Here is a 21,691-nt window from a genome sequence, read left to right on the forward strand (position 1 = left end):
GTGCCGCCCTCGCCGGACGAACCGGCGCCGGGCCGGGGCCGGCTGGGGCATCCGGACGGGCGGGTCACGCCGTTCCAGGGGGGCAGGGTGACGGGCCGCATCCCGCGTACGGCGACGCTGCGGCCGACGGTGGTGCCGCTGGAGTGGGAGCGGATGGGTGATCCGCCCACCCGCCGCCCGGTCCGGGAGCTGGGCAACGGGCCGACGGACCTGGCGCTGCTCGCCAGCGCGCTGGAGCGGGCGGCGCGTTCGGTGCACGCACAGCCCCTCGCGCCTCTGGTCCCCTGACCCCGGCTCCGGCGCGTCCGACGGCGCGCCGGAGCCGCCCCCCTTCCGCACCCCGACGCGCGCCGGGGCCACCCCGGACCGGCCCCCCGACACGCCCTGAGCGGCGCCGGAGCCGGGCGGCCCGATCGTCCCCCAATGGCCGGATACCTGCACTGACGACACGTCACGAGCCCATCACGATCAAGGAGTTGTGGCCGGGCACGGTATTGCGGCCCCCGGACGCCGGGCATAGGACTGTGCGCACACGACGACGTGACGCATGACCGGGAGCGCTGGCTTTCAGGACCGGCGCCGGTCCGGCGCACGCGCACAGAGAGACGGGGCAGGAATGCGCACAACCCTTCGTATTCGCAGAGCGGCCGTGGTGTTCACCGCCGCCGGCGCACTGGCCCTCACCGCTTGCGGCGGCGACGGTGACGGCGGAGAGAAGAAGACGGACAAGGGCGGCCCCACGGCGGCCGAGGACTCCGCTCCGAGTGTCGCTTTACCGAAACTGGACGGTGAGAAGCTCTCGGTCGCCGCGGTCTGGACGGGGCCGGAACAGGCCAACTTCGTCAAGGTGCTCGACGAGTTCGAGAAGCGGACCGGCGCGCAGGTGACGTTCGTGCCGGCGCAGGACCCGATCGTCAACTTCCTCGGTACGAAGATCGCGGGCGGGCAGCCGCCGGACGTCGCGATGATCCCGCAGGTGGGGGCGATCCAGCAGGCCGTGGCGAAGAAGTGGGCCAAGCCGGTCGGCGCCGAGGCCAAGGCCGAGCTGAGCAAGAACTACGCCAAGGTCTGGCAGGACCTCGGCGCGGTGGACGGCACCCAGTACGGGGTGTATTTCAAGGCCGCCAACAAGTCGCTGATCTGGTACAACGCCAAGGCGTTCGAGAACGCGGGCGCGAGCGAGCCGAAGACCTGGCAGGACTTCCTGAAGACCGCCGAGACGGTGTCCGCCTCGGGTGTCACGCCGGTCTCGGTGGGCGGCGCGGACGGCTGGACGCTCACCGACTGGTTCGAGAACATCTATCTCTCCCAGGCCGGTCCGGAGAAGTACGACCAGCTCGCCCAGCACAAGATCAAGTGGACGGACCCGTCCGTCAAGGACGCGCTGACCACGCTGGCGCAGCTGTTCGGCAAGCCGTCGCTGATCGCGGGCGGGGCCGACGGCGCGCTCCAGACCGAGTTCCCGACGTCCGTCACCCAGACGTTCACCGGCGGGGAGCAGCCGAAGGCCGCCATGGTCTACGAGGGCGACTTCGTCAGCGTGAACATCGCGCAGACGAAGGCGAAGATCGGCACGGACGCGAAGGTCTTCCCGTTCCCCGCGGTCGGCCCCGAGGCCCCCGTGGTGACCGGCGGCGACGCGGCGATCGCGCTCAAGGACGGCAAGGGCGCCCAGGCGCTGCTCACCTGGCTGGCCTCCACCGACGCGGCGAAGATCGCGGCCGGCCAGGGCGGGTTCATCTCCCCCAACAAGGGCCTGGACCCGGCCGCGTACCCGAACGACGTGCAGCGCACGATGGCGAAGGCGCTGATCGCGGCCGGTGACGCCGTCCGGTTCGACATGTCCGACCAGGCGCCTCAGTCGTTCGGCGGGACGCCCGGCAAGGGCGAGTGGAAGACCCTCCAGGACTTCCTCAAGAACCCGAAGGACATCGCGGGGACCCAGGCCAGGCTGGAGTCCGACGCGGCCAAGGCGTACAAGAGCTGACGGCATGACGACAGCGGCAGCGGGGGGCGCCGACGAGGCGCTCCCCGCCGACAGTCAACGGTCCGGCGGGCACCGGGTGCCCGCCCCCAGGAAGGCCGCCCCGGCCGGCTCCCCCGGTGCGCCGGGGCGCCCCGGCCGGAGCGTGACCGGCACCCGCAGGGTGATCGCGGCGCTCTTCCTGCTGCCCGCGCTGGTGCTGCTCGGGGCGCTGGTGGTGTACCCGATCGTGTACTCCGTCTACCGGTCGTTCTTCGACCAGGCGGGCACGGGCTTCGCCGGCCTCGACAACTACCGGACGCTGTTCACGGACGACACCATCCGTACGGCGGTCAAGAACAACGCGATCTGGGTGGTGTTCGCGCCGACGATCTCCACCGCGCTCGGGCTGATCTTCGCGGTGCTGACCGAGCGCATCCGCTGGGGCACCGCCTTCAAGCTGGTCGTCTTCATGCCGATGGCGATCTCCATGCTGGCGGCGGGCATCATCTTCCGGCTGGTGTACGACGCGGCGCCGGAGCGCGGGGTCGCCAACGCGGTGTGGGTGGGCGTGCACGACACGTTCGCCGAGTCCTCCGGCTTCCCGAAGGCGCATCCGCTGCCCGTGCACCCGCTGAAGGCGGCCGGCGGCGGCACCTTCGTGACCAAGTCGCCGGTCCACGCCGGACAGCCGGTCCAGCTCCCGCTCGTCGGGGTGCTCCCGGCGAAGATGCCGGGCGACGCCGAACCGGCGAAGGCCCCGGCGGCGGCCGGCGACGGCGCGATCACCGGCACCGCGTGGCTGGACTTCACCAAGGGCGGCGGCGGCAGTCCCAACGTCGTCGACGCCGGAGAACTGGGCCTCAAGGGCCTGAAGGTGGAGGCCGTCAGGAACGGCGAGGTCGTCGCGACCGCCAGGGCCGGCGCGGACGGCACGTTCACGCTGCCCGCCGCGGCGGACGGCGCGCAACTCCGGCTGCCCGCCGAGAACTTCAGGGAGCCGTACAACGGCGTGAACTGGCTCGGGCCGACGCTCGTGACCCCCGGCATCATCGGGAGCTACGTGTGGATGTGGGCCGGCTTCGCCATGGTGCTGATCGCGGCCGGTCTGGCCGGACTGCCGCGTGAACTCCTGGAGGCGGCACGGGTGGACGGCGCCAACGAGTGGCAGGTGTTCCGCCGGATCACCGTGCCCATGCTGGCCCCGGTCCTGGCGGTGGTGCTGGTCACGCTGATGATCAACGTGCTCAAGATCTTCGACCTGGTGTTCATCATCGCGCCGGGCTCCTCGCAGGACGACGCGAATGTGCTGGCGTTCCAGCTGTACCGGTCCGCGTTCGGCACGGACGCGGACCTGGGCGTCGGCAGCGCCATCGCCGTACTCCTGCTGCTGCTGGTGATCCCGGTGATGCTCTTCAACATCAGGCGGATACGGAAGGAGGGGCGCCGATGAGCACGTCCCCGGCCGACACCGCCCCCGCCGCGGGGGGCACCGGCACGGTCCAGGCCCGGCGGTCCCTGGGCGCCCGGCTCGCGGCGGGCGCCGCGGGCGGGGTGATGCGGGTCTTCCTGGTCCTGGTGGCCCTGTTCTGGCTGATGCCGACCGTGGGGCTGCTGCTGTCCTCGCTGCGCGGCCCGGACAAGATCGCCTCCACCGGCTGGTGGAAGGTCTTCACCGCCCCCTCCGAGCTGACCCTCGACAACTACTCCCGGCTGCTGGACAACTCGGCGATCACCGACTCGCTGCTGAGCACGGTGATGATCACCGTGCCCTCGACGGTCCTGGTCGTCGTGATCGGCTCGCTCGCGGGATACGCCTTCGCCTGGATGGACTTCCCCGGCCGCGACTGGTGGTTCCTGCTCGTCGTGGGGCTGCTGGTGGTCCCGGTGCAGGTCGCGCTCGTCCCGGTGTCGAAGCTGTTCGGCGAGATCGGGATCTTCGAGACGACCCTCGGCGTGGTCCTCTTCCACACCGCGTTCGGGCTGCCGTTCGCGATCTTCCTGCTGCGCAACTTCTTCGCGGAGATCCCCCGGGAACTGCTGGAGGCGGCGCGGCTGGACGGGGCGGGCGAGATCCGGCTGTTCACCCGGGTCGTGATGCCGCTCGGCGGGCCCGCCATCGCCTCGCTCGGCATCTTCCAGTTCCTGTGGGTGTGGAACGACATGCTGGTCGCGCTGATCTTCGCGGACTCCGGATCGCCGCCGATCACCGTGGCGCTCCAGCAGCAGGTACGCCAGTTCGGCAACAACATCGACGTGCTGGCGCCCGGCGCCTTCGTCTCGATGGTGATCCCGCTGGCGGTGTTCTTCGCCTTCCAGCGCCAGTTCGTCTCCGGCGTGATGGCGGGGGCGGTCAAGTAGCAGGTGCGTAACAGTGCGGGGCGCTCCGGCCGGTCGGCGGGGGCGCCCCGCACCCCTGTCCGGGCCAGGGATCACGGGCCCGGAGGGTGCCCGTCATGGACCGGCGCGCCCCGTATTGCCCAAGGTTCACTTACTGTCCCGGGTAGTATGATAAGTGGGGCCTTCATCAGCCGCGCGGTCGACCGCTCAGGGCCCGACGCGCCCCTGACCTCGAATGTCGTACGCCCGTCCGCCCCCTGACCCGTTCTGCGGAGCCCGCCCCAGTACGCTGTGTGCTCTCCCAGTACGCACAGTCCGAGAAAGAGTCCGTATGCCCCGGCTGAGTGTCATCATCCCCGTCCGTCGCGCCCGAGGCAGTCTGCGCGAGTGCCTGGAGTCGGTGCTCTCCCAGTCGTTCACGGACATCGAGGTCATCGGGGTGGACGACGGCGCGCCGGACGGTTCGGGCCTGGTGCTCGACGAGTTCGCCGCGCGCGACAGCCGCGTACGGGCCGTGCACCTGGAACCGGGCGCCGGGGCGCACGGCCGGCGCAACGCCGGGATCGAGGAGGCCGCCGGGGACTACGTCCTGTTCCTGGAGGGCCACTACATCCACCTCCCCGGCTCGCTCCAGGCCGTCGTGGACCGGCTGGAGTCCACCGGCGACCCGGACGTGCTGCTGTTCGGCCACCGCAAGCGCCCCTTCCGCGGCAAGACCCGCTCGACGCGCTCGCTGGAGAAGCTGGGCTCCATGCCCGCCGGCCCGCTCACCCTCGCGGGCCGCCCCGACCTCCTCGACCTCGCCCAGGTCTCCTGGAACCGCGCGGTCCGCCGCGGCCTGCTGGAGCGGGAGACCGTGACCTTCGGTCCGGGCCCGCACGGCGAGCGGATGTACGCGCTGGCGACCCTCGCCGCGGCGGCCTCCGTGGGCACGCTGGACACCGCCTGCGTCGAGCACCGCCAGCAGCGCTACCTGCCCGGCCTGGTGGACGAGGTGGAGCCGACGACCGGTTCGACCCCGCTGGAGCTGGTCGAGGCGTACAGCGCGCTGATGACCTTCGTCGAGGCCCGCCCGGCCCTGATGGAGGTGCGCGGCCTCCTGTTCGAGCGCGCCTTCCAGGAGCTGCTCTCCGCGTACCCCACGGTGACCAAGCGCCGCCGGCAGTACGTCTCCGCCGTCGCCTCCTTCCACCGCGCGCACCGCCCCGAGGGCTTCAAGTTCCCCGGTGGCGCCAAGGGGCTGCGCCCGCAGCTGATGGGCGACGGCAAGTACACGGTGCTCGGCGCCCTGGACACCGCCCTCGCGACCCGCCGCAGCCTGCGCGCCGCGCCCAGCACGGCCCGCGCCAAGGCGAAGAAGCAGTTCACCAAGCGCTACTACAAGGCGCAGCGCAAGCTTCCGCTGGACCCGAAGCTGGCCGTGTACGCCGCCTACTGGAACCGCGGCGTCAGCTGCAACCCGGAGGCGATCTACCGCAAGGCGAAGGAGCTGGCGCCCGACATCCACGGCGTCTGGGTGGTCTCGAAGAACCACGTGGACTCGGTGCCCAAGGGCATCGACTACGTCGTGCCGGGCACCCGCCGCTACTGGTCGGTGCTGGCCCGCGCCACGTACTTCTTCAACAACGTCAACTTCCCCGACCACCTGGTCAAGCGCCCCGGCCAGATCCACGTCATGACCCACCACGGCACCCCCGTGAAGATCATGGGCATGGACCAGCAGAACTACCCGGCGGCCGCCCAGGGGCTCAACTTCGACAAGCTGCTCAAGCGCGTGGACCGCTGGGACTGGAGCGTCTCCGCCAACCCGCACTCCACCGAGGTGTGGTCCCGCGCCTACCCGAGCGCGGCGCGCCCGCTGGAGACGGGCTACCCGCGCAACGACGTCTACGCGACGGCCACCGAGGAGCAGATCGCCAAGATCCGCGAGGACCTCGGCATCCGCCCCGGCCAGCGGGCCCTGCTGTACGCGCCGACGCACCGCGACTACGAGTCCGGCTTCACCAGCCGGCTGGACGTGGACAAGTTCTCCGCGGCCGTGGGCCCGGACACCGTGCTGCTGATGCGCGCGCACTACTTCTACGGCGGGTCGGGGCTGGCGGGGAACGCGTCGGTCATCGACGTCTCCACGTACCCGCGCGTCGAGGACCTGTGCCTGGCGGCGGACGCGCTGATCACCGACTACTCCTCGGTGATGTTCGACTACGCCAACCTGGGCCGCCCGATCGTCATCCACGCCCCGGACTGGGAGACGTACCGCACGGTCCGCGGTGTCGTCTTCGACCTGCTGTCCGGCAAGCCCGGTGAGACGCCGGGCGCGGTCACCGCGACCACGGACGAGCTGGCGGCCGTGTTCACCGACGGCAGCTGGAACAGCCCGGAGAACGCCGCGCTGCTGAAGGCGTTCAAGGAGCGGTTCTGCCCGTACGACGACGGCCACGCCGCCGAGCGCGTGGTGCGGCGGGTCCTCCTGGGCGAGGAGCCGCCGGCCCCCGGCACCGTCTGACCGCCCCGCGCGCATCCGAAGGGCCCGGCACCGGAACGTTCCGGCGGCGGGCCCTTCGGGCGTTCCACGGGCTCAGCGCTGCTGGCCGGCCATCACCGTGACCAGGCCGACCACCACGAGCAGCGAGCCGCCCCAGGTCCACAGCGAGGTCCGTTCGTGCAGCACGGTCGCCCCGGCGAGCACGATCAGCAGGTAGCCGAGCGCGTTGAACGGATACGCGACGGAGAGCGGGACCTTGGCCAGCGTCGTCATCCAGGCGAGCGCGGACACCGCGAAGACCAGCAGGCCGAGCACGACCCAGGGGCTGCCGGCCGCGCGCAGCGCGACGGAGCCGCCGTCCCGCCCGGCGGCGGCCGCGGCGCCCTTCATCCCGTGCTTGAGCATGATCTGGCCGCCGGCCGAGGAGAACACGGCGAACAGGAGCAGCAGCATGCTGGGCAGGGTCATGGCCTTGGTCCTGACTGCGGGGGGCTCGGGGGCGGGGCGCTCGGGGGCGCGCGGGAGTCCGGGGCGGGGTGCCTCAGACACCGACCCGGTCGGCGGGGACGTACTGTCGGTTGAGGATGTCCTGTACATCGACGTGCTCTCCAGCGATGATCGTCTCGGCCGCGTGCGGGGTGAGCAGCGCGACGTGCTGATAGCCGAACAGCGTCGGCCGCACGCGGGTCAGCAGTTTCGACGCCCCGCCTAGCGCGGCGGCCAGCGGTCCCCGGCCGAGGAGCGACCAGAACGGCGCCCCGGTGGAGGAGAGTTCCAGGACGTCGTAGCCGGCGGCGCGCACGGTGCGGCGCAGGCTGGCGCGGGTGAAGAAGCGCAGGTGGGTCTCGTCGAGGATGCCCCGGCGGTCGTAGTCGAAGGCGCCGAGGGCGACCCGCAGCCGGGAGTACCAGTGGCTGAAGTTGGGCACCGAGAGCAGCATCCGGCCGCCCGGCCTGAGCACACCGGCCGCGGCGGCGAGGAGCTGTCCGGGGCGGGAGAGGTGTTCGATGACGTCGCCGGCGACCACGTAGTCGAAGCCGGTTCCGGCCTCGGCGGGCAGCCCCTCCTCCAGGTCGGCGAGGTGGAAGTGGCTGCACCGCTCGCGGACGCCGGGGACCTCGACGCAGTCCACGCCGGTCACCTCGTGGCCCAGGTCCTCCAGCCGTTCGGCGAACAGGCCGCCGGAGCAGCCGAGGTCGAGGACCCGGCCGGGGGGCAGGGCGCGCATCTTCTCCAGGATGACCGCGTGCGAGGAGCCGTCGCCCTCCTTGAAGGCGTAGCCGACGGGCTTGGGAATCCACGGGCAGGTCCCGAACCCCTTGACGGCCAGCCGGTATTCGAGGACGTCCTTGACGACGTCCTTGGCGTACTTCATGCCGTTGACGTAGCAGATCTCGTCGCCGTAGTAGGTGGGGACGGGGATCTCCTTGATCCGCATGCCCGCGTTGAGGAGCTGGACGATGATCTGGGTGTCGAAGTCGAAGGCGTCGGTGTTCCGGTCGATGGGCAGCTGCTTGAGGGCGGCGACGCTGTAGGCGCGGTAGCCGGAGTGGAATTCGGTGAGGTCCGAGCCGAGCAGCCCGTTCTCCAGCCGGGTGAGGATGCGGTTGCCGAGCCATTTGTAGAGGGGCATGCCGCCCTTGAGGGCGCTGCCGGACGTCATCATCCGCGACCCGAACACGGCTTCGCACTCGCCGCGTTCGATGGGTGCGACCATCTCGGGGAGCAGTTCGGGGGCGTACTGCCCGTCGCCGTGCAGCAGGACGACGATGTCGAGTCCGTGCGCGGCGGCCAACGCGTAGCCGGCCTTCTGGTTGCCGCCGTAGCCGAGGTTCTTGGTGTGCCGCATGACCACGGTGCGCGGCATGCCCTCGGCCTGCGACCAGCGGCAGCCCGCCGTGAAGGTGGCGTCGTGACTCGCGTCGTCGAGGATCAGGATCTCGTCGATCCGGGCCCGGAAGTCCTCCGGGATGCGGTCGAGGGTCTTCTCCAGCGTTGTCTCCGCGTTGTACGCGACCACCAGGATGCCGATCCTGGGGCTCGGGCTTTCCTTCACGGGGCGTTCTCCAGTTGCGTTCGGGGTGCGGTGCCGGGGTGGGGGACGGGGAGCGGGGGTGGGGCGAGGAGGCGGCGCAGGCCGGTGACGAGGCCGGCCGCCAGGACGAACCAGGCGGCGGCGCCCAGGTACAGCACGAACTCGCTCCAGCGGACGGCGGAGCGCCCGCTGTAGCCGAGTACGGCGACGAGTCCGGCGGCCACGCTGTACGCGCATCCTTCGACCGGGCCGAGGACGAACATGCCGGCGGCCGCCCAGGTCAGGTACTGGAGGCCGGAGGCGGTGGACAGGAGCAGCAGCAGGCCGAGGGTGAGGGCGACGACGCCGGCGACGCGGTCGGGCCGCAGCCAGGCGAGCCAGGTGCCGGCGGCCACGCAGGCCAGCACGAAGAGGAAGTGGCCGCCGCCCTGCATGAAGGCGATGGCCTGGTCGGGGAGGCCGAGGACGTCCGCGAAGCGGACCAGCCCCCACAGCCGGTAGCTGCCGCCCGCGTACTCCAGGACGTTGCGTTCCAGGTCCAGGGGCACGGTCAGCAGGGCGGGCCCCCAGACCAGGGCGGCCAGGCCCGCGAATCCGGCGGCGAAGCGGACGAGGACCGGCCGCCCGCCGCGCAGCGCGGCGACGAAGAGGGCCGGGATCACCACGACGGGGATGAACTTGACGCTGATGGACAGGGCCGCCGCCATGCCCGCCGCGAGGGGTGCCCTGCGGTCGGCGAGGAGGTGGGCGGCGGCCAGGGCGAACGCGACGGCGACGGCGTCGGTGTTGCCGTGGTAGCCGGAGGTCGCGACGAGGACCGGGCTGACGGCGACGCCGATGCCGCACAGCATCGCGGTGCGCGGGGTGGCGCGGCGGCGGACGATCTCGAAGACGAGCAGCGCGCAGGCGAAGTCGGCGGCCGACGCGGGGACGCGGATCAGGGTGGCGAAGGAGAACCCGAGTTCGGTGAGGCGGTCCAGGCCCAGCAGCATCCAGCCGGCCAGCGGGGGGTGGTTGTAGACGGGCAGGCCGGGCAGCGGCTGGGCGTAGATCCGGACGGGGCCGTAGCCGGTGATGGCCTTGGCGAACCCCTCGAAGATGCGTACGTCGGCGGGGCCGGGTGAGTTGGCCGCGATGATCATACGGGTGAGCAGGCCCGCGGTCGCCGCGACGAGCACGGCGGCCCTGGCCCGGCGCACGTCCGTTTCGCCCCACATTCGGATACCCATGAATCCAGAACGTAGCAAGTTGGCGACGCTATGCGACGCAGCGAATCGTCACCGTGGCGTAAACCCTGGGCCGGGCCGGGCCCCGGAAACGCCGCTGCCCGGCCGGTGCGGACACCGGCCGGGCAGCGGGGCTCCCCCGTGGGCGGGGGTGCCGGCTACAGCATGCGGTCGACCACGCGGGCGGTGGCCCGGCCGTCGTCGAGGTCGCAGAAGTCGTGCCGGAACTGCTCGTACGCCTTGGCGTGTCCGGCGATGGCCTGCTCCGGGTCGCGCAGCGCGGCGATCAGGTCGTCCGACTCCGGGATCAGCGGTCCGGGGGCCCGCGACTCGAAGTCGAAGCTGAACCCGCGCAGCGTGTCGCGGTAGTGCTCCAGGTCGTACGTGTGGAAGAGCATCGGCCGCCCGGTCTGGGCGAAGTCGAACATCAGCGAGGAGTAGTCGGTGACCAGGGCGTCGCTGATGAGCATGAGTTCGCCGACGTCCGGGTAGCGCGAGACGTCCTTGACGAAGCCGGTGCCGCTGTCCGGGAGCCGGTCGGTGACCATGTAGTGACGGCGCACCAGGAGCACGGTGTCCTCGCCGAGTTCGCGCTCGGCGGCGGCCAGGTCGAGCTGGAGGCCCAGCGCGTAACGCCCGCCGCCGAGCCGCTGGTCCTCGCGCCAGGTCGGCGCGTACAGGACGACGCGCTTGCCGGCCGGAATGCCCAGCTTCTCACGCACGGCGGCGGCCACCTTGGCCCGGTCCGGGGCGTGGAAGATGTCGTTGCGCGGGTAGCCGCACTCCAGCACCTCGCCCTCGAAGCCGAAGGAGCGGCGCAGGACGGGCGTGGAGTACGTGTTCGGCGAGACCAGGAAGTTCCACTGCTTGGCCCGGTCGGCGAGGGTCGCGATGTACGCGGCGTTCGCCTGGACGGTGCCCGCGAGTTCCAGGCCGATGCGCTTGAGCGGGGTGCCGTGCCAGGTCTGGACGACCGTCTGGTCCTCGCGGCGCACGAACCACTCGGGCAGCTGCGTGTTGGTGACGATGTAGCGGCTGCGGGCCAGCGCGTCGTGCCAGGCGGCCGAGCCGTGCTCGACGGCGGTCGCGCCCTCGGGGATGACCGCCTGCTGGTCGCGGACGACCCAGAGGTGCTCGACCTCGGTGCCCCGGCGCACCAGCTCCCCGTAGACCGCGCGGGGCGAGTCGGAGTACTGGCGGCCGTCGAAGGTGCTGTACAGCGCGGCGGCGCGCAGCGGGGCGGTGCGCTGGGCGGCGTACGCCTCGGTCAGCAGGCGCTTGGCGCGCGGGCCGCGCTCGGCGGCGGTGAGCACGGAGCCGGAGACGACCAGGAGCTGGTCGCCGAAGCGGCGCTCCAGGGTGAAGTCGCGGCCGCGCAGGTTGCGGGTGGCGGGCAGGGTGTGGAACGCGGAGGCGGGGATGCGCAGCGCGCGGTCGCCGCTCTCGTCGGCGGCGCCCTTGTCCCGGAAGAAGAAGTACCAGTTGCCTTCGCTGAGCGGCAGCGCGCCGCCCGGGCCCTCGACGGCGTCGGGCCGCAGTTCGACCCGGAAGCGGCGGGCGCTGTCGGGGCCGGTGAACTCGACCGGGAAGACCTGTTCCTCGCGGTGGCTGCTGTTCTGCGCGACCAGCTCGACCGGGTGCTCCGGGTCCTCGGGGTAGGTGCCCTCCAGGAACAGCCGGCCGTCCTCGGTCCAGCTGGCCAGCTCGACGGCGGGCTGCACGGGCCGGTCGCTGATCAGCAGGTTGCCGCGCGAGCTGGTGACGAGGGCCAGTTCGCGGCGGGCGCCGTCCGGTCCGTCGGCGAGCGGGTAGCGGCCGGGGTGCACCGAGCCGGGCACGTCGAGCGACGCCTTGAGGCCCTTGCCGACGAGGTGGACGCTGTACGCCACGCTCTTGGCCGCGGCCTCGCCGGACGGGCGGTTCTCCTCGGCGGCGGCGAGCGGGAGTTCGGCGGTGAAGCGACTCCAGCCGGCTCCGGCGCCGGAGCCCACGGTGACGGGCACCTCGTAGGTGGTCTTGGTGGCGCCGTGCGTCAGACGCAGCGTCAGCTCGCCCTTGACCAGGCGGGTACGGACGACGCCGGAGACCGTGACGGTGCCGGGCTTGTCGCCGGCGTGCGTCTCGAACCGGGCGTCCACGCGCTCGGCGTGCAGCACCAGCTTGTCGCCGTCGAAGGCGGGGACGATGCGGTGGTCGCCGTCGGGGCGGTGGACGTGCGGGGCGACGGAGGCCTCGCGGACCGAGGGGTAGGCGCGGCGCAGCAGGCCGTTGCGGGCGATGCCGACCTCGAACTGCCAGGTGAGCTGCTTGGGGCCGCTGTCGGCCTGGATGCGGAGCCGGGAGGCGTCCACGGAGGTCTCGAAGCCGGAGCGGTGGTAGTCGTGCAGGCTCTGGCGGGAGCGGGCGGTGGCCTCGGGCTCGTCCACGCGGCGCAGCCGCAGCGGGACGACGTTGCGCTTGCCGGCCCGGAGCCAGCCCATGCGGAACTCGCTGGGCCCGGAGGTGACCGGGAGGTTGCGCACGTACGCGTAGCCCTTGAGGAACAGCTTGCCGTCGCGCCACTGGGCGTCGCGCAGCCGGGCGGCGAGCGGCAGGTCGCTGTCGGCCACGCGCAGCACCGGGGCGGGCACGGGGCGGGTGAGCACCGGGTAGTGGGCCTGGCGGCGGCGGAGGCCGCTGACCTCGAAGGCGCCGGGCTCGCGCTTGTCCTGGAGGAGCAGGGCCAGCAGCTCGTCCATGCGGTGCTCGCGCACCAGGTACCACATCACGCGCAGCCGCAGCGGCAGTCCGTCGAGGACCGAGGGGTCGACCTGGTCGATGAACTTGTTGGTGTACGTGAGGAAGGCGTCCCGGTACTCCTGGTCGCCGTCCGGCAGGACCTCCATGAAGTACCAGAGGTCGTTGGCCAGCGCGTGGGCCTCGTAGTGGTTCTTGTCGGCGGCGGTGCGCTTCTCGGCCAGGAACTCGGAGACCCCCTGGACGTGGGCGACGCGGTCGCGGATGCCGCGGACGACGGCCCGGCTGGTGGTGATGGAGCCGGGGCGGTCGCGCCAGTAGTAGACGGGGTCCTTGACGATGTCCACGGCGCCGGCCAGGAAGTGGGCGGGCAGCACGACGGGGATGTCCTCGTACAGCGCGCCGACCGGGAAGGCGAACTCGTGCTTGTCCCAGAAGGAGCGGCGGAAGACCTTGTTGCAGGCGATGCGGTCGCCGAGGAGGTCCAGGTCGCGCGAGACGTGGGTGCGCTTGCGCGTGGTGGCCATGGGCTTGCGGAACATCGGCGACTGCACGAGCTTCCCGCCGGCCCGCAGCCGCAGCACGTTGCCGGAGGCCAGGTCCGAGCCGGTCTCCTCCAGCGACTCGACGAGCAGCTCGTAGGCGTTCGGCGGGATGATGTCGTCGCTGTCGCAGAAGGCCAGGTAGCGGCTCTCCGGGTGGCAGTTGCGGAAGCCGGTGTTACGGGCGTGCCCCAGCCCGCCGTTCTTCTGCCGGACCAGCTTGAAGCGGTCGTCGCCCGCGGCGAACTCCTCGGCCAGCGCGGCACTGCCGTCGGTGGACCCGTCGTCGACCATCACCACCTCGAGGTCGGTCATGGTCTGCTCCGCGAGGGACTTCAGGCAGTCCGTCAGGAAGAGTTCCACGTTGTAGACGGGGACAACGACACTGAGCCGTGGCGGCATGTTGAGCACGTCCGTTCATCAAGGGCCTGGCTATCCGTAGGGCTCAACCGCGAGGGCGGTCGCGGGTCACCGGTTACGGTCCCGAACGAGTGACTACGCCTGCACCGTGCTCGCCCCTCGCCCACGCTCCGGAAGGCCCGGTGGGCGGCCCGCCCACCAGATTAACCGATCGACGGGTGACCCCTACAAACACGCTTGCACACCCGTTCGGGCCTTCACCCGGCGGGGGGCGCGCCGTGTGTGAGCGCCGTCACGGCGGAGGCGGCCAGGTCGTCCAGATATCCCGGCGGCAGCTCGCCGCGGACCACCGCGAGCCGCCAGTAGAGCGGTCCGACGATCAGGTCGAGCGCCCGGTCGGGGTCGCTGCCGGGCGGCAGCTCGCCGCGGGCGACGGCGTCCCGGACGACCACGGCGGCCACGCCTTCCTGCGGATCGAGCAGGGCCGCCTTGATGGCGTCGGAGATCTCCGGGTTGCGGGCCGCCTCGACCAGCAGGTCCGGGATGACCTGGGAGGCGAGCGGGTGGCGCAGGGCGTACGCGGCCAGTTCGAGCACGGCGCGCACGTCCCCGTACAGCGAGCCGGTCGCCGGGGCGGGCATGCCCTGCGCGGCGACCGCCGAGACCAGGTCGAGGACCAGGTGCAGCTTGGACTTCCAGCGGCGGTAGACGGCCGTCTTGCCGACGCCGGCCCGGCGCGCGATGCCCTCGATGGACATCCGCGCGAAGCCGACCGCCGCCAGCTCCGCGAACACCGCGCTGCGGATGGCGTCGGTCACGTCCTCGCGCAGGACGGCGGCTCCCGCCGGGGCTCGGCGGCGGCTTCCGGGGTCGGTGGTCATGGCCGAATCATAGTCCGCGACGACGAAACGGTTGCGTTCCGACGTCGCGACGTCCTAACCTCGGCGTTACGACGAAACGGTTCCGTCCCGTCGCCGGGTGGGTACTCCCCCGCCCGTACGCCGTGCCCCCGCCTGCCCGCCTCCCGTCGAAAGCGATCGTGGTGAGCCAGACAACAGCCCCGGCCCCGGTGGACACCCCGCCGCCTCCCGCCCCGCCCGTGTACGGCCCCGGCGAACTCGCCGCGCTCGCCGCACGCCACGGTCTGACCGTCAGCGGGGCGCGCCCCTCCCTGCCGGAGTACGTACGGCAGCTGTGGGGGCGCCGGCACTTCATCACGGCGTTCGCCACGGCCAAGCTCACCGCCCAGTACAGCCAGGCGAGACTGGGCCAGATCTGGCAGATCATGACCCCGCTGCTCAACGCGACGGTCTACTACTTCATCTTCGGCATCCTGATGAAGACGAAGCACGGCGTGCCGGACTACGTGCCCTTCCTGGTCACCGGCGTCTTCATCTGGACGTTCACCAGCTCGTCGATCACCGCCGGGACGCGCGCCGTCAGCGGCAACATCGGGCTCGTCCGGGCGCTCCACTTCCCGCGCGCCTCGCTGCCGATCGCGCTCGCCCTGCAACAGCTCCAGCAACTGCTCTTCTCGCTGGGCGCGCTGGTCCTGATCCTGCTGGCCTTCGGCCAGTTCCCGCGGCCGTCCTGGCTGCTCGCGGTGCCGGCCCTGGCCCTCCAGGCCGTCTTCAACACCGGCGTCTCGATGGTCATGGCCCGGCTCGCCGCGCGCACCCCGGACATCGCCCAGCTCACCCCGTTCGTGCTGCGCACCTGGATGTACGCCTCCGGCGTGATGTGGAGCATGGACACGATGCTGAGCGGGGACCGGGTGCCGCACTGGGTGAAGCTGGCCCTGGAGCTCAACCCGGCGGCCGTCTACATCGACCTGATGCGCTTCGCGCTGATCGACAGCTTCGCCGGGCACCAACTGCCCCCGCACGTCTGGGCCGTCGCGGCCGGCTGGGCCCTGCTGTGCGGCGCGGGCGGGTTCCTGTACTTCTGGAAGGCCGAGGAGAGTTACGGACGTGGCTGAGCGCATGGATTCCGCGGTGCCGACGGTCGTCGTGGACGACGTCCACATCACGTACCGGGTCAACGGCGCCCGCACCGGCCGGGGCAGCGCCACCTCCGCGCTGAGCCGGATCGCGTCACGCCGGCAGGCTCCGGGCGTGCGCGAGGTGCACGCCGTGAAGGGCGTCAGCTTCGCCGCGTACAAGGGGGAGGCGATCGGGCTCATCGGCTCCAACGGCTCCGGCAAGTCCACCCTGCTGAAGGCCATCGCCGGACTGCTGCCCGCCTCGAAGGGCCGCGTCCACACTCACGGCCAGCCTTCGCTCCTCGGCGTCAACGCGGCCCTGATGAGCGACCTGACCGGCGAGCGCAACGTGGTGCTCGGCGGCCTGGCCATGGGCATGACCCGCGCGGAGATCCGCGAGCGCTACGAGGAGATCGTCGAGTTCTCGGGCATCAACGACAAGGGCGACTTCATCACGCTGCCCATGCGCACGTACTCCTCCGGCATGGCGGCCCGCCTGCGCTTCTCCATCGCCGCCGCCAAGAACCACGACGTGCTGCTGATCGACGAGGCCCTGTCCACGGGTGACGCCCGCTTCCAGCAGCGCAGCAAGGACCGCATCCGGGAACTGCGCGAGCAGGCCGGCACGGTGTTCCTGGTGAGCCACCACAACAAGTCGATCACCGAGACCTGCGACCGGGCGATCTGGCTGGAGGCGGGCGTCCTGCGCATGGACGGCCCGGCCCGGGAGGTCATGCGGGAGTACGAGAAGGCCACCGCGAAACGCTGAGGCGGTCGCCCGATGCAGAGGGCGGCCGCGGGGATGTCCCCGCGGCCGCCCTTTCCGGCTGTTCCGGTTTCAGCCGTTCCGGCTGTTCCGGCTGTTCCGGCTAGACGTGCGTGCGCAGCAGCGTGCGCATCGTCCGCATCGCCACCGACAGGTTGGCGAGGTCGAACGCGTCCGAGCCCTGGATCTCCTCCAGCGTGGACCGCGACCGTGCCAGGATCGCCGCGTTCTTCTCCTCCCACGCGTCGAACCGCTCCTGCGGGGACGACGCCCCGTTGCCCACGCTCAGCACGTCGGCGGTGAGCGCCGCGTGCGCCGCGTACAGGTCCTCGCGGATGGACGCGCGGGCCATGGACTGCCACCGGTCCGCGCGCGGCAGCTCGATGATCCGGTCCATCAGCTGGGTGATCCCCAGCCGGTCCGCGAGGTCGTAGTACACCTCGGCGACGGCCAGCGGCTCCTTGCCGGTGCGGTCCGCGATCGCCACGATGTCGAGCGCGGGGAAGGCCGAGGAGAACCCGGCGACGCGCTGCGCCAGCTCGTCCGGCACACCCGCCTCGGTCAGCTCCTCCAGGATGCCCTGGTACCACTCCTGGTCGGCGCCCTTGAGCATCTTCGGCAGCGCGGCCCAGACCTGCTCGACGCCGTCGCGGAAGAAGTCGACCGTCTCGGAGATCGCCAGCGGCTGCGGCCGGTTGCCCAGCAGCCAGCGCGAACCGCGCTCGACGAGGCGCCGCGAGTGCAGCCGGATGCGGGTCTGCACCTCGGCGGCGACCTCGTTGTCGAGGGCCTCGACGGCGTCCCACACCTCGCTGAGGCCGAAGATCTCGCGGGCCGCGAACTGCGCCCGCACGATCTCCTCGATGGAGGCGCCGGTCTCCTCCCGCAGCCGGTGCAGGAACGTCGAACCGCCGCTGTTGACGGTGTCGTTGACCAGCACCGTGGTGATGATCTCGCGCCGCAGGGCGTGTCCGTCGACCGCCTCCGGGTAGCGGGCGGTGAGCTGCTCCGGGAAGTAGGCGTGGAGCAGCTTCTGCAGGTGCGGGTCGTCCGGCAGGCTGGTGCCGATCAGCTCCTGCGCGGCGGTGATCTTCGTGTAGGCGAGCAGCACGGCCAGCTCCGGCTGGGTCAGCCCCTTGCCGGCGCTCAGCAGCTCGCGGATCTGCCGGTCGCTGGGCAGGAACTCCAGCGCCCGGTCGAGGTGCCCGTCGCGGCCGAGGCGGCGCATGAAGCGCTGCTGGGCGTGGAGCAGGGAGGGCGCCTGGGAGACCGAGTTGGCGAGAGCCGTGTTCTGGGCGTAGTTGTTGCGGAGCACCAGGCGGCCGATCTCGTCGGTCATCTCGGCGAGCAGCGCGTTGCGCTGCTTGACGGTCATGTCGCCGTCGCGCACCAGCCCGTTGAGCAGGATCTTGATGTTCACCTCGTGGTCGGAGGTGTCCACACCGGCGCTGTTGTCGATGGCGTCGGTGTTGATCCGGCCGCCGTCGCGGGCGAACTCGATGCGGCCGAGCTGGGTGCAGCCCAGGTTGCCGCCCTCGCCGACGACCTTGGCGCGCAGGTCGGCGCCGTTGACGCGGATCGGGTCGTTGGCCTTGTCCCCGACGTCCGCGTTCGACTCGGTGGTGGACTTGATGTACGTGCCGATGCCGCCGTTCCACACGAGGTCGACGGGGGCCTTGAGGACGGCCTGCATCAGCTCGGCGGGCGTCAGCTTGCTCACGCCGGCCTCGATGCCGAGCGCCTCGCGCATGTGGGCGTTGACCGGGATGGACTTGGCGCTGCGCGGGTGGACGCCGCCGCCCGCGGAGATCAGCTCCTTGTCGTAGTCGGCCCAGGAGCTGCGCGGCAGGTCGAAGAGGCGGCGCCGCTCGGCGTAGGAGGTGGCGGCGTCCGGGTTCGGGTCGATGAAGATGTGCCGGTGGTCGAAGGCGGCGACGAGCCGGATGTGCTCGGAGAGCAGCATGCCGTTGCCGAAGACGTCCCCGGACATGTCGCCGACGCCGACGACGGTGAAGTCCTCGGTCTGGGTGTCGTGGCCCAGCTCGCGGAAGTGCCGCTTGACGGACTCCCAGGCGCCGCGGGCGGTGATGCCCATGCCCTTGTGGTCGTAGCCGGCGGAGCCGCCGGAGGCGAAGGCGTCGCCGAGCCAGAAGCCGTACGCGACGGCGACCTCGTTGGCGATGTCGGAGAACTTCGCGGTGCCCTTGTCGGCCGCGACGACGAGGTAGGTGTCGTCCTCGTCGTGCCGGACGACGTCCTTGGGCGGCACGACCTCGCCGGCCACCATGTTGTCGGTGATGTCCAGGAGCGCCGAGATGAAGGTGCGGTAGGCAGCAACGCCCTCGGCCAGCCAGGCGTCCCGGTCCACGGAGGGGTCGGGTAGTTGCTTGGCGACGAAGCCGCCCTTGGCGCCGACCGGCACGATGACGGTGTTCTTCACCATCTGCGCCTTGACCAGGCCGAGGATCTCGGTGCGGAAGTCCTCGCGCCGGTCCGACCAGCGCAGACCGCCGCGGGCGACCTTGCCGAAGCGCAGGTGGACGCCCTCCACGCGGGGCGAGTACACCCAGATCTCGAACGCGGGGCGGGGCGCGGGCAGGTCCGGGATGGACTGCGGGTCGAACTTCATCGAGACGTACGCGTGCGGCTCGCCGCCGTCCGTGCGCTGGAAGAAGTTGGTGCGCAGGGTCGCCTTGATGACGGTCAGGAAGGAGCGCAGGATGCGGTCCTCGTCGAGCGAGGCGACCTGGTCGAGGGCCCCGTCGAGTTCTTCGAGGAGCCCGTCGGTCAGCTCCGTGCCGGCGGCCTGGCGGCCGGGCGACATCCGGGCCTCGAAGAGCGAGACGAGGAGCCGGGTGGTGTGGACGTTGTTCTGGAGGGTGGACTCCATGTAGTCCTGGCTGAACGTGGAACCGGCCTGGCGCAGGTACTTCGCGTAGGCGCGCAGCACCATGGCCTGCCGCCAGTCGAGCCCGGCGCTCAGCACCAGGGCGTTGAAACCGTCGTTCTCCGCCTCGCCGGTCCATACGGCGGCGAAGGCGTCCTGGAAGCGCTCGCGGGCCCCGTCCGCCAGATAGCCGTCGTTGGAGGTGGCCTGCGGCATCCGCAGCCCGAAGTCGTAGATCCAGGCGTGCGTGCGGTCGGCGCAGCGCAGCTCGTACGGGCGCTCGTCGACGACCTCGACGCCGAGCCGCTGGAGGGCGGGCAGCACGGCGGACAGGGAGACCTGCTCGCCGGTGCGGTAGATCTTGAAGCGGCGCTCGCCGGGGGCGGCGCCGACCGGCTCGTAGAGGCTGAGGGAGAAGTCCCGGCTGTCCTGCTTGAGCGCGTCGAGGTGGACGATGTCGGCCACGGCGGCGCGCGCCGAGTGGTCGGCCTTGTAGCCCTCGGGGAAGGAGTGCCCGTACTGGCGGAGCAGTTCGGCGGCGCGTTCCTCGCCGCACTCGGCGGTCAGCGCCTCCTGGAAGCCGTCCGCCCAGGAGCGGGCGGCCTCGACGAGCCGGGCCTCGATGCGCTCGGCCTCGCCGTCCGTGAGGCTGGGCAGCTCGCTGCCGGGGGCGACGCGGACGACGAAGTGCAGCCGGGAGAGGATCGACTCGGTGTTCCAGGCGGTGAAGTCGACGCTGGTGCCGTTCAGCTCCTCCTTGAGGATGTCGATCAGCCGGAGCCGGACACCGGTGGTGTAGCGGTCGCGCGGCAGGTAGACGATCGCGGAGTAGTAGCGGCCGTACTCGTCCTGGCGCAGGTAGAGCCGCAGCCGGCGGCGCTCCTGGAGGTAGAGGACCGAGGTGACGACGGAGCGCAGCTGGTCGACGGGGGTCTGGAACAGCTCGTCGCGCGGGTAGGTCTCCAGGATCTGGAGCAGGTCGCGGCCGTCGTGGCTGTTGGGGGTGAACCCGGCGCCCTCCAGGACCTCGGCCACCTTGCGGCGGATGACGGGCACCCGGCGCACGGACTCGGTGTAGGCGGCGGACGAGAAGAGGCCGAGGAAGCGGCGCTCGCCGATGACGTTGCCCTCGGCGTCGAACTTCTTCACGCCGACGTAGTCGAGGTAGCTGGGGCGGTGCACGGTGGCGCGGCTGTTGGCCTTGGTCAGGACGAGCAGCTTGTGCTCGCGGGCCTTGGCGCGGGCGTCGGCGGGCAGCCGGTCGAAGGAGGGGCTGACCGGGTGGGCCTCGTCCTGCGTGTGGTGCGGGTCGGAGCGCAGGATGCCGAGGCCGGTGCCGGGGACGGCGGCCAGCGCGTCGGTGTCCCGCAGCTCGTACTCGCGGTAGCCGAGGAAGGTGAAGTGGTCGGCGGCGAGCCAGCGCAGCAGCTCCCTGGCCTCGTTGACCTCGTCGTCGGCGAGGTCGTCGAGCGGTTCGCCGGGCAGGTCGTCGGCGATGCGCAGCGCCGCGTCCCGCATCTTCTCCCAGTCCTCGACGGTCTCCCGTACGTCGGACAGGACGCGCAGCAGGTCGCTCTGGATCTGCTTGAGGTCGGCGCGGTCGGTCTCGCGGTCGATCTCGACGTGGATCCAGGACTCGACGAGGGCGTCGTGCGGCAGGCCCTTCTGGTCCTTGGCGCCCTTGCCGCCGTCGCGGCCGGTGCCCTCGGTGAGGACCTCGACGAGCTTGCCGGTGACGTCGCGGCGGACGACGACCTGCGGGTGGATCACGACGTGGATGCCGCGGCCCTGGCGGGACAGCTCGTTGGTGACGGAGTCGACCAGGAACGGCATGTCGTCGGTGACGACCTCCACCACGGAGTGGCTGCAGGTCCAGCCGTTCTCCTCGACGGTCGGGGTGTGCACCCGGACGTTCGCCTTGCCCTGGGGGCGGTCTTCGGCCAGCCGGTAGTGCGAGGACGCGGCGCCGAAGACGTCGATCGGGTCGCGGCCGACGAGGTCCTCCGGGGCCGTGTGCAGGTAGTAGCGCTGGAGGTAGGAGAGCAGGACGTCCTGGCGGGACCGATCCTGTCCGGCCCCCGCGGAGCCTTCGGCGACGTGGACGCGGGGGGCCCCGCCCGGCCCGCCGACACCACCGCCCGAACTGTTGTCAGCTACCTTGGCAGCCCGTGCGAGCAGCTCGGCCTTGGCTTCGTCCAGCTTGGTCTGCATGTCCTCTGGCTCCTGTCGCGCGCCGTTGCGTGACGTAGGTGAAAAGGTCGGCGTAGCGCCGTGACGCGGGATTTCCGGTCAGGGTCGACGCTATGCCGCGGTGAGAGATCCCCGTGACCTCGTCGCCCGTTTTCAGCGGTCGGTCCGGGTGGGAGGGAT

13 protein-coding genes are annotated in these 21,691 nt (G+C 71.5%); 7 read left to right on the forward strand and 6 right to left on the reverse strand.

Translation table 11 applies throughout. From position 1 onward, the window contains the following. The 5 genes from MHW47_RS09855 to MHW47_RS09875 all read left to right on the forward strand — a co-directional run. Positions 1–288 (forward strand): hypothetical protein (locus MHW47_RS09855; protein WP_239222283.1); only part of this gene is annotated, 288 nt, incomplete at its 5' end. 328 nt (positions 289–616) lie between these two features. Continuing rightward, a complete protein-coding gene (locus MHW47_RS09860; RefSeq protein ID WP_239222284.1) occupies positions 617–1,987 on the forward strand; it encodes an ABC transporter substrate-binding protein in 1,371 nt (456 codons plus the stop codon). Positions 1,988–1,991: 4 nt separating this feature from the next. After that, complete coding sequence (locus MHW47_RS09865; protein ID WP_239222285.1) at positions 1,992–3,416, forward strand: carbohydrate ABC transporter permease; 1,425 nt, start codon at positions 1,992–1,994, stop codon at positions 3,414–3,416. Next, positions 3,413–4,324 (forward strand): carbohydrate ABC transporter permease, encoded by a 912-nt coding sequence (locus MHW47_RS09870; protein WP_239222286.1) that lies wholly within the window; start codon positions 3,413–3,415, stop codon positions 4,322–4,324. Before MHW47_RS09865 ends, MHW47_RS09870 begins: the two co-directional genes overlap by 4 nt. 310 nt (positions 4,325–4,634) lie before the next feature. Further along, on the forward strand, positions 4,635–6,809 hold the full coding sequence (locus MHW47_RS09875) for a bifunctional glycosyltransferase family 2 protein/CDP-glycerol:glycerophosphate glycerophosphotransferase (RefSeq protein WP_239222287.1): 2,175 nt from the start codon (positions 4,635–4,637) through the stop codon (positions 6,807–6,809). A gap of 72 nt (positions 6,810–6,881) precedes the next feature. Here MHW47_RS09875 and MHW47_RS09880 read toward each other — a convergent pair whose 3' ends face one another. The 5 genes from MHW47_RS09880 to MHW47_RS09900 form a co-directional block, all read right to left on the reverse strand. Continuing rightward, positions 6,882–7,256: an EamA family transporter gene (locus MHW47_RS09880; protein WP_239222288.1), complete on the reverse strand. Its 375-nt coding sequence runs from the start codon at positions 7,254–7,256 to the stop codon at positions 6,882–6,884. A 73-nt stretch (positions 7,257–7,329) separates the two neighbouring features. Next, the gene (locus MHW47_RS09885; RefSeq protein ID WP_239222289.1) at positions 7,330–8,844 is read right to left on the reverse strand and encodes a bifunctional glycosyltransferase/class I SAM-dependent methyltransferase; all 1,515 of its coding nucleotides are present in this window, start codon (positions 8,842–8,844) and stop codon (positions 7,330–7,332) included. Next, positions 8,841–10,040, reverse strand: coding sequence for a glycosyltransferase family 39 protein (locus MHW47_RS09890; RefSeq protein WP_374230078.1), 1,200 nt, complete (start codon positions 10,038–10,040; stop codon positions 8,841–8,843). Before MHW47_RS09890 ends, MHW47_RS09885 begins: the two co-directional genes overlap by 4 nt. 167 nt (positions 10,041–10,207) lie before the next feature. Beyond that, the gene (locus MHW47_RS09895) at positions 10,208–13,738 is read right to left on the reverse strand and encodes a bifunctional glycosyltransferase family 2 protein/CDP-glycerol:glycerophosphate glycerophosphotransferase (protein WP_239222291.1); all 3,531 of its coding nucleotides are present in this window, start codon (positions 13,736–13,738) and stop codon (positions 10,208–10,210) included. Between the two features lie 206 nt (positions 13,739–13,944). Then, positions 13,945–14,568 carry a TetR/AcrR family transcriptional regulator gene (locus tag MHW47_RS09900; protein WP_239222292.1) on the reverse strand — a complete coding sequence of 208 codons (624 nt, stop codon included), beginning with the start codon at positions 14,566–14,568 and terminating at the stop codon, positions 13,945–13,947. A gap of 158 nt (positions 14,569–14,726) precedes the next feature. Here MHW47_RS09900 and MHW47_RS09905 point away from each other — a divergent pair, with 158 nt between their 5' ends. Continuing rightward, positions 14,727–15,665, forward strand: coding sequence for an ABC transporter permease (locus MHW47_RS09905; protein ID WP_374230077.1), 939 nt, complete (start codon positions 14,727–14,729; stop codon positions 15,663–15,665). 4 nt (positions 15,666–15,669) lie between these two features. Next, positions 15,670–16,437 carry an ABC transporter ATP-binding protein gene (locus MHW47_RS09910; RefSeq protein ID WP_239222303.1) on the forward strand — a complete coding sequence of 256 codons (768 nt, stop codon included), beginning with the start codon at positions 15,670–15,672 and terminating at the stop codon, positions 16,435–16,437. A gap of 100 nt (positions 16,438–16,537) precedes the next feature. On the opposite strand, the gene MHW47_RS09915 is transcribed toward MHW47_RS09910, so the two are convergent. Further along, positions 16,538–21,532: an NAD-glutamate dehydrogenase gene (locus MHW47_RS09915; protein ID WP_239222293.1), complete on the reverse strand. Its 4,995-nt coding sequence runs from the start codon at positions 21,530–21,532 to the stop codon at positions 16,538–16,540. Between the last annotated feature and the right edge of the window lie 159 nt (positions 21,533–21,691).

The organism is Streptomyces sp. OfavH-34-F (assembly GCF_022347745.1).
Classification (GTDB): Bacteria; Actinomycetota; Actinomycetes; order Streptomycetales; family Streptomycetaceae; genus Streptomyces.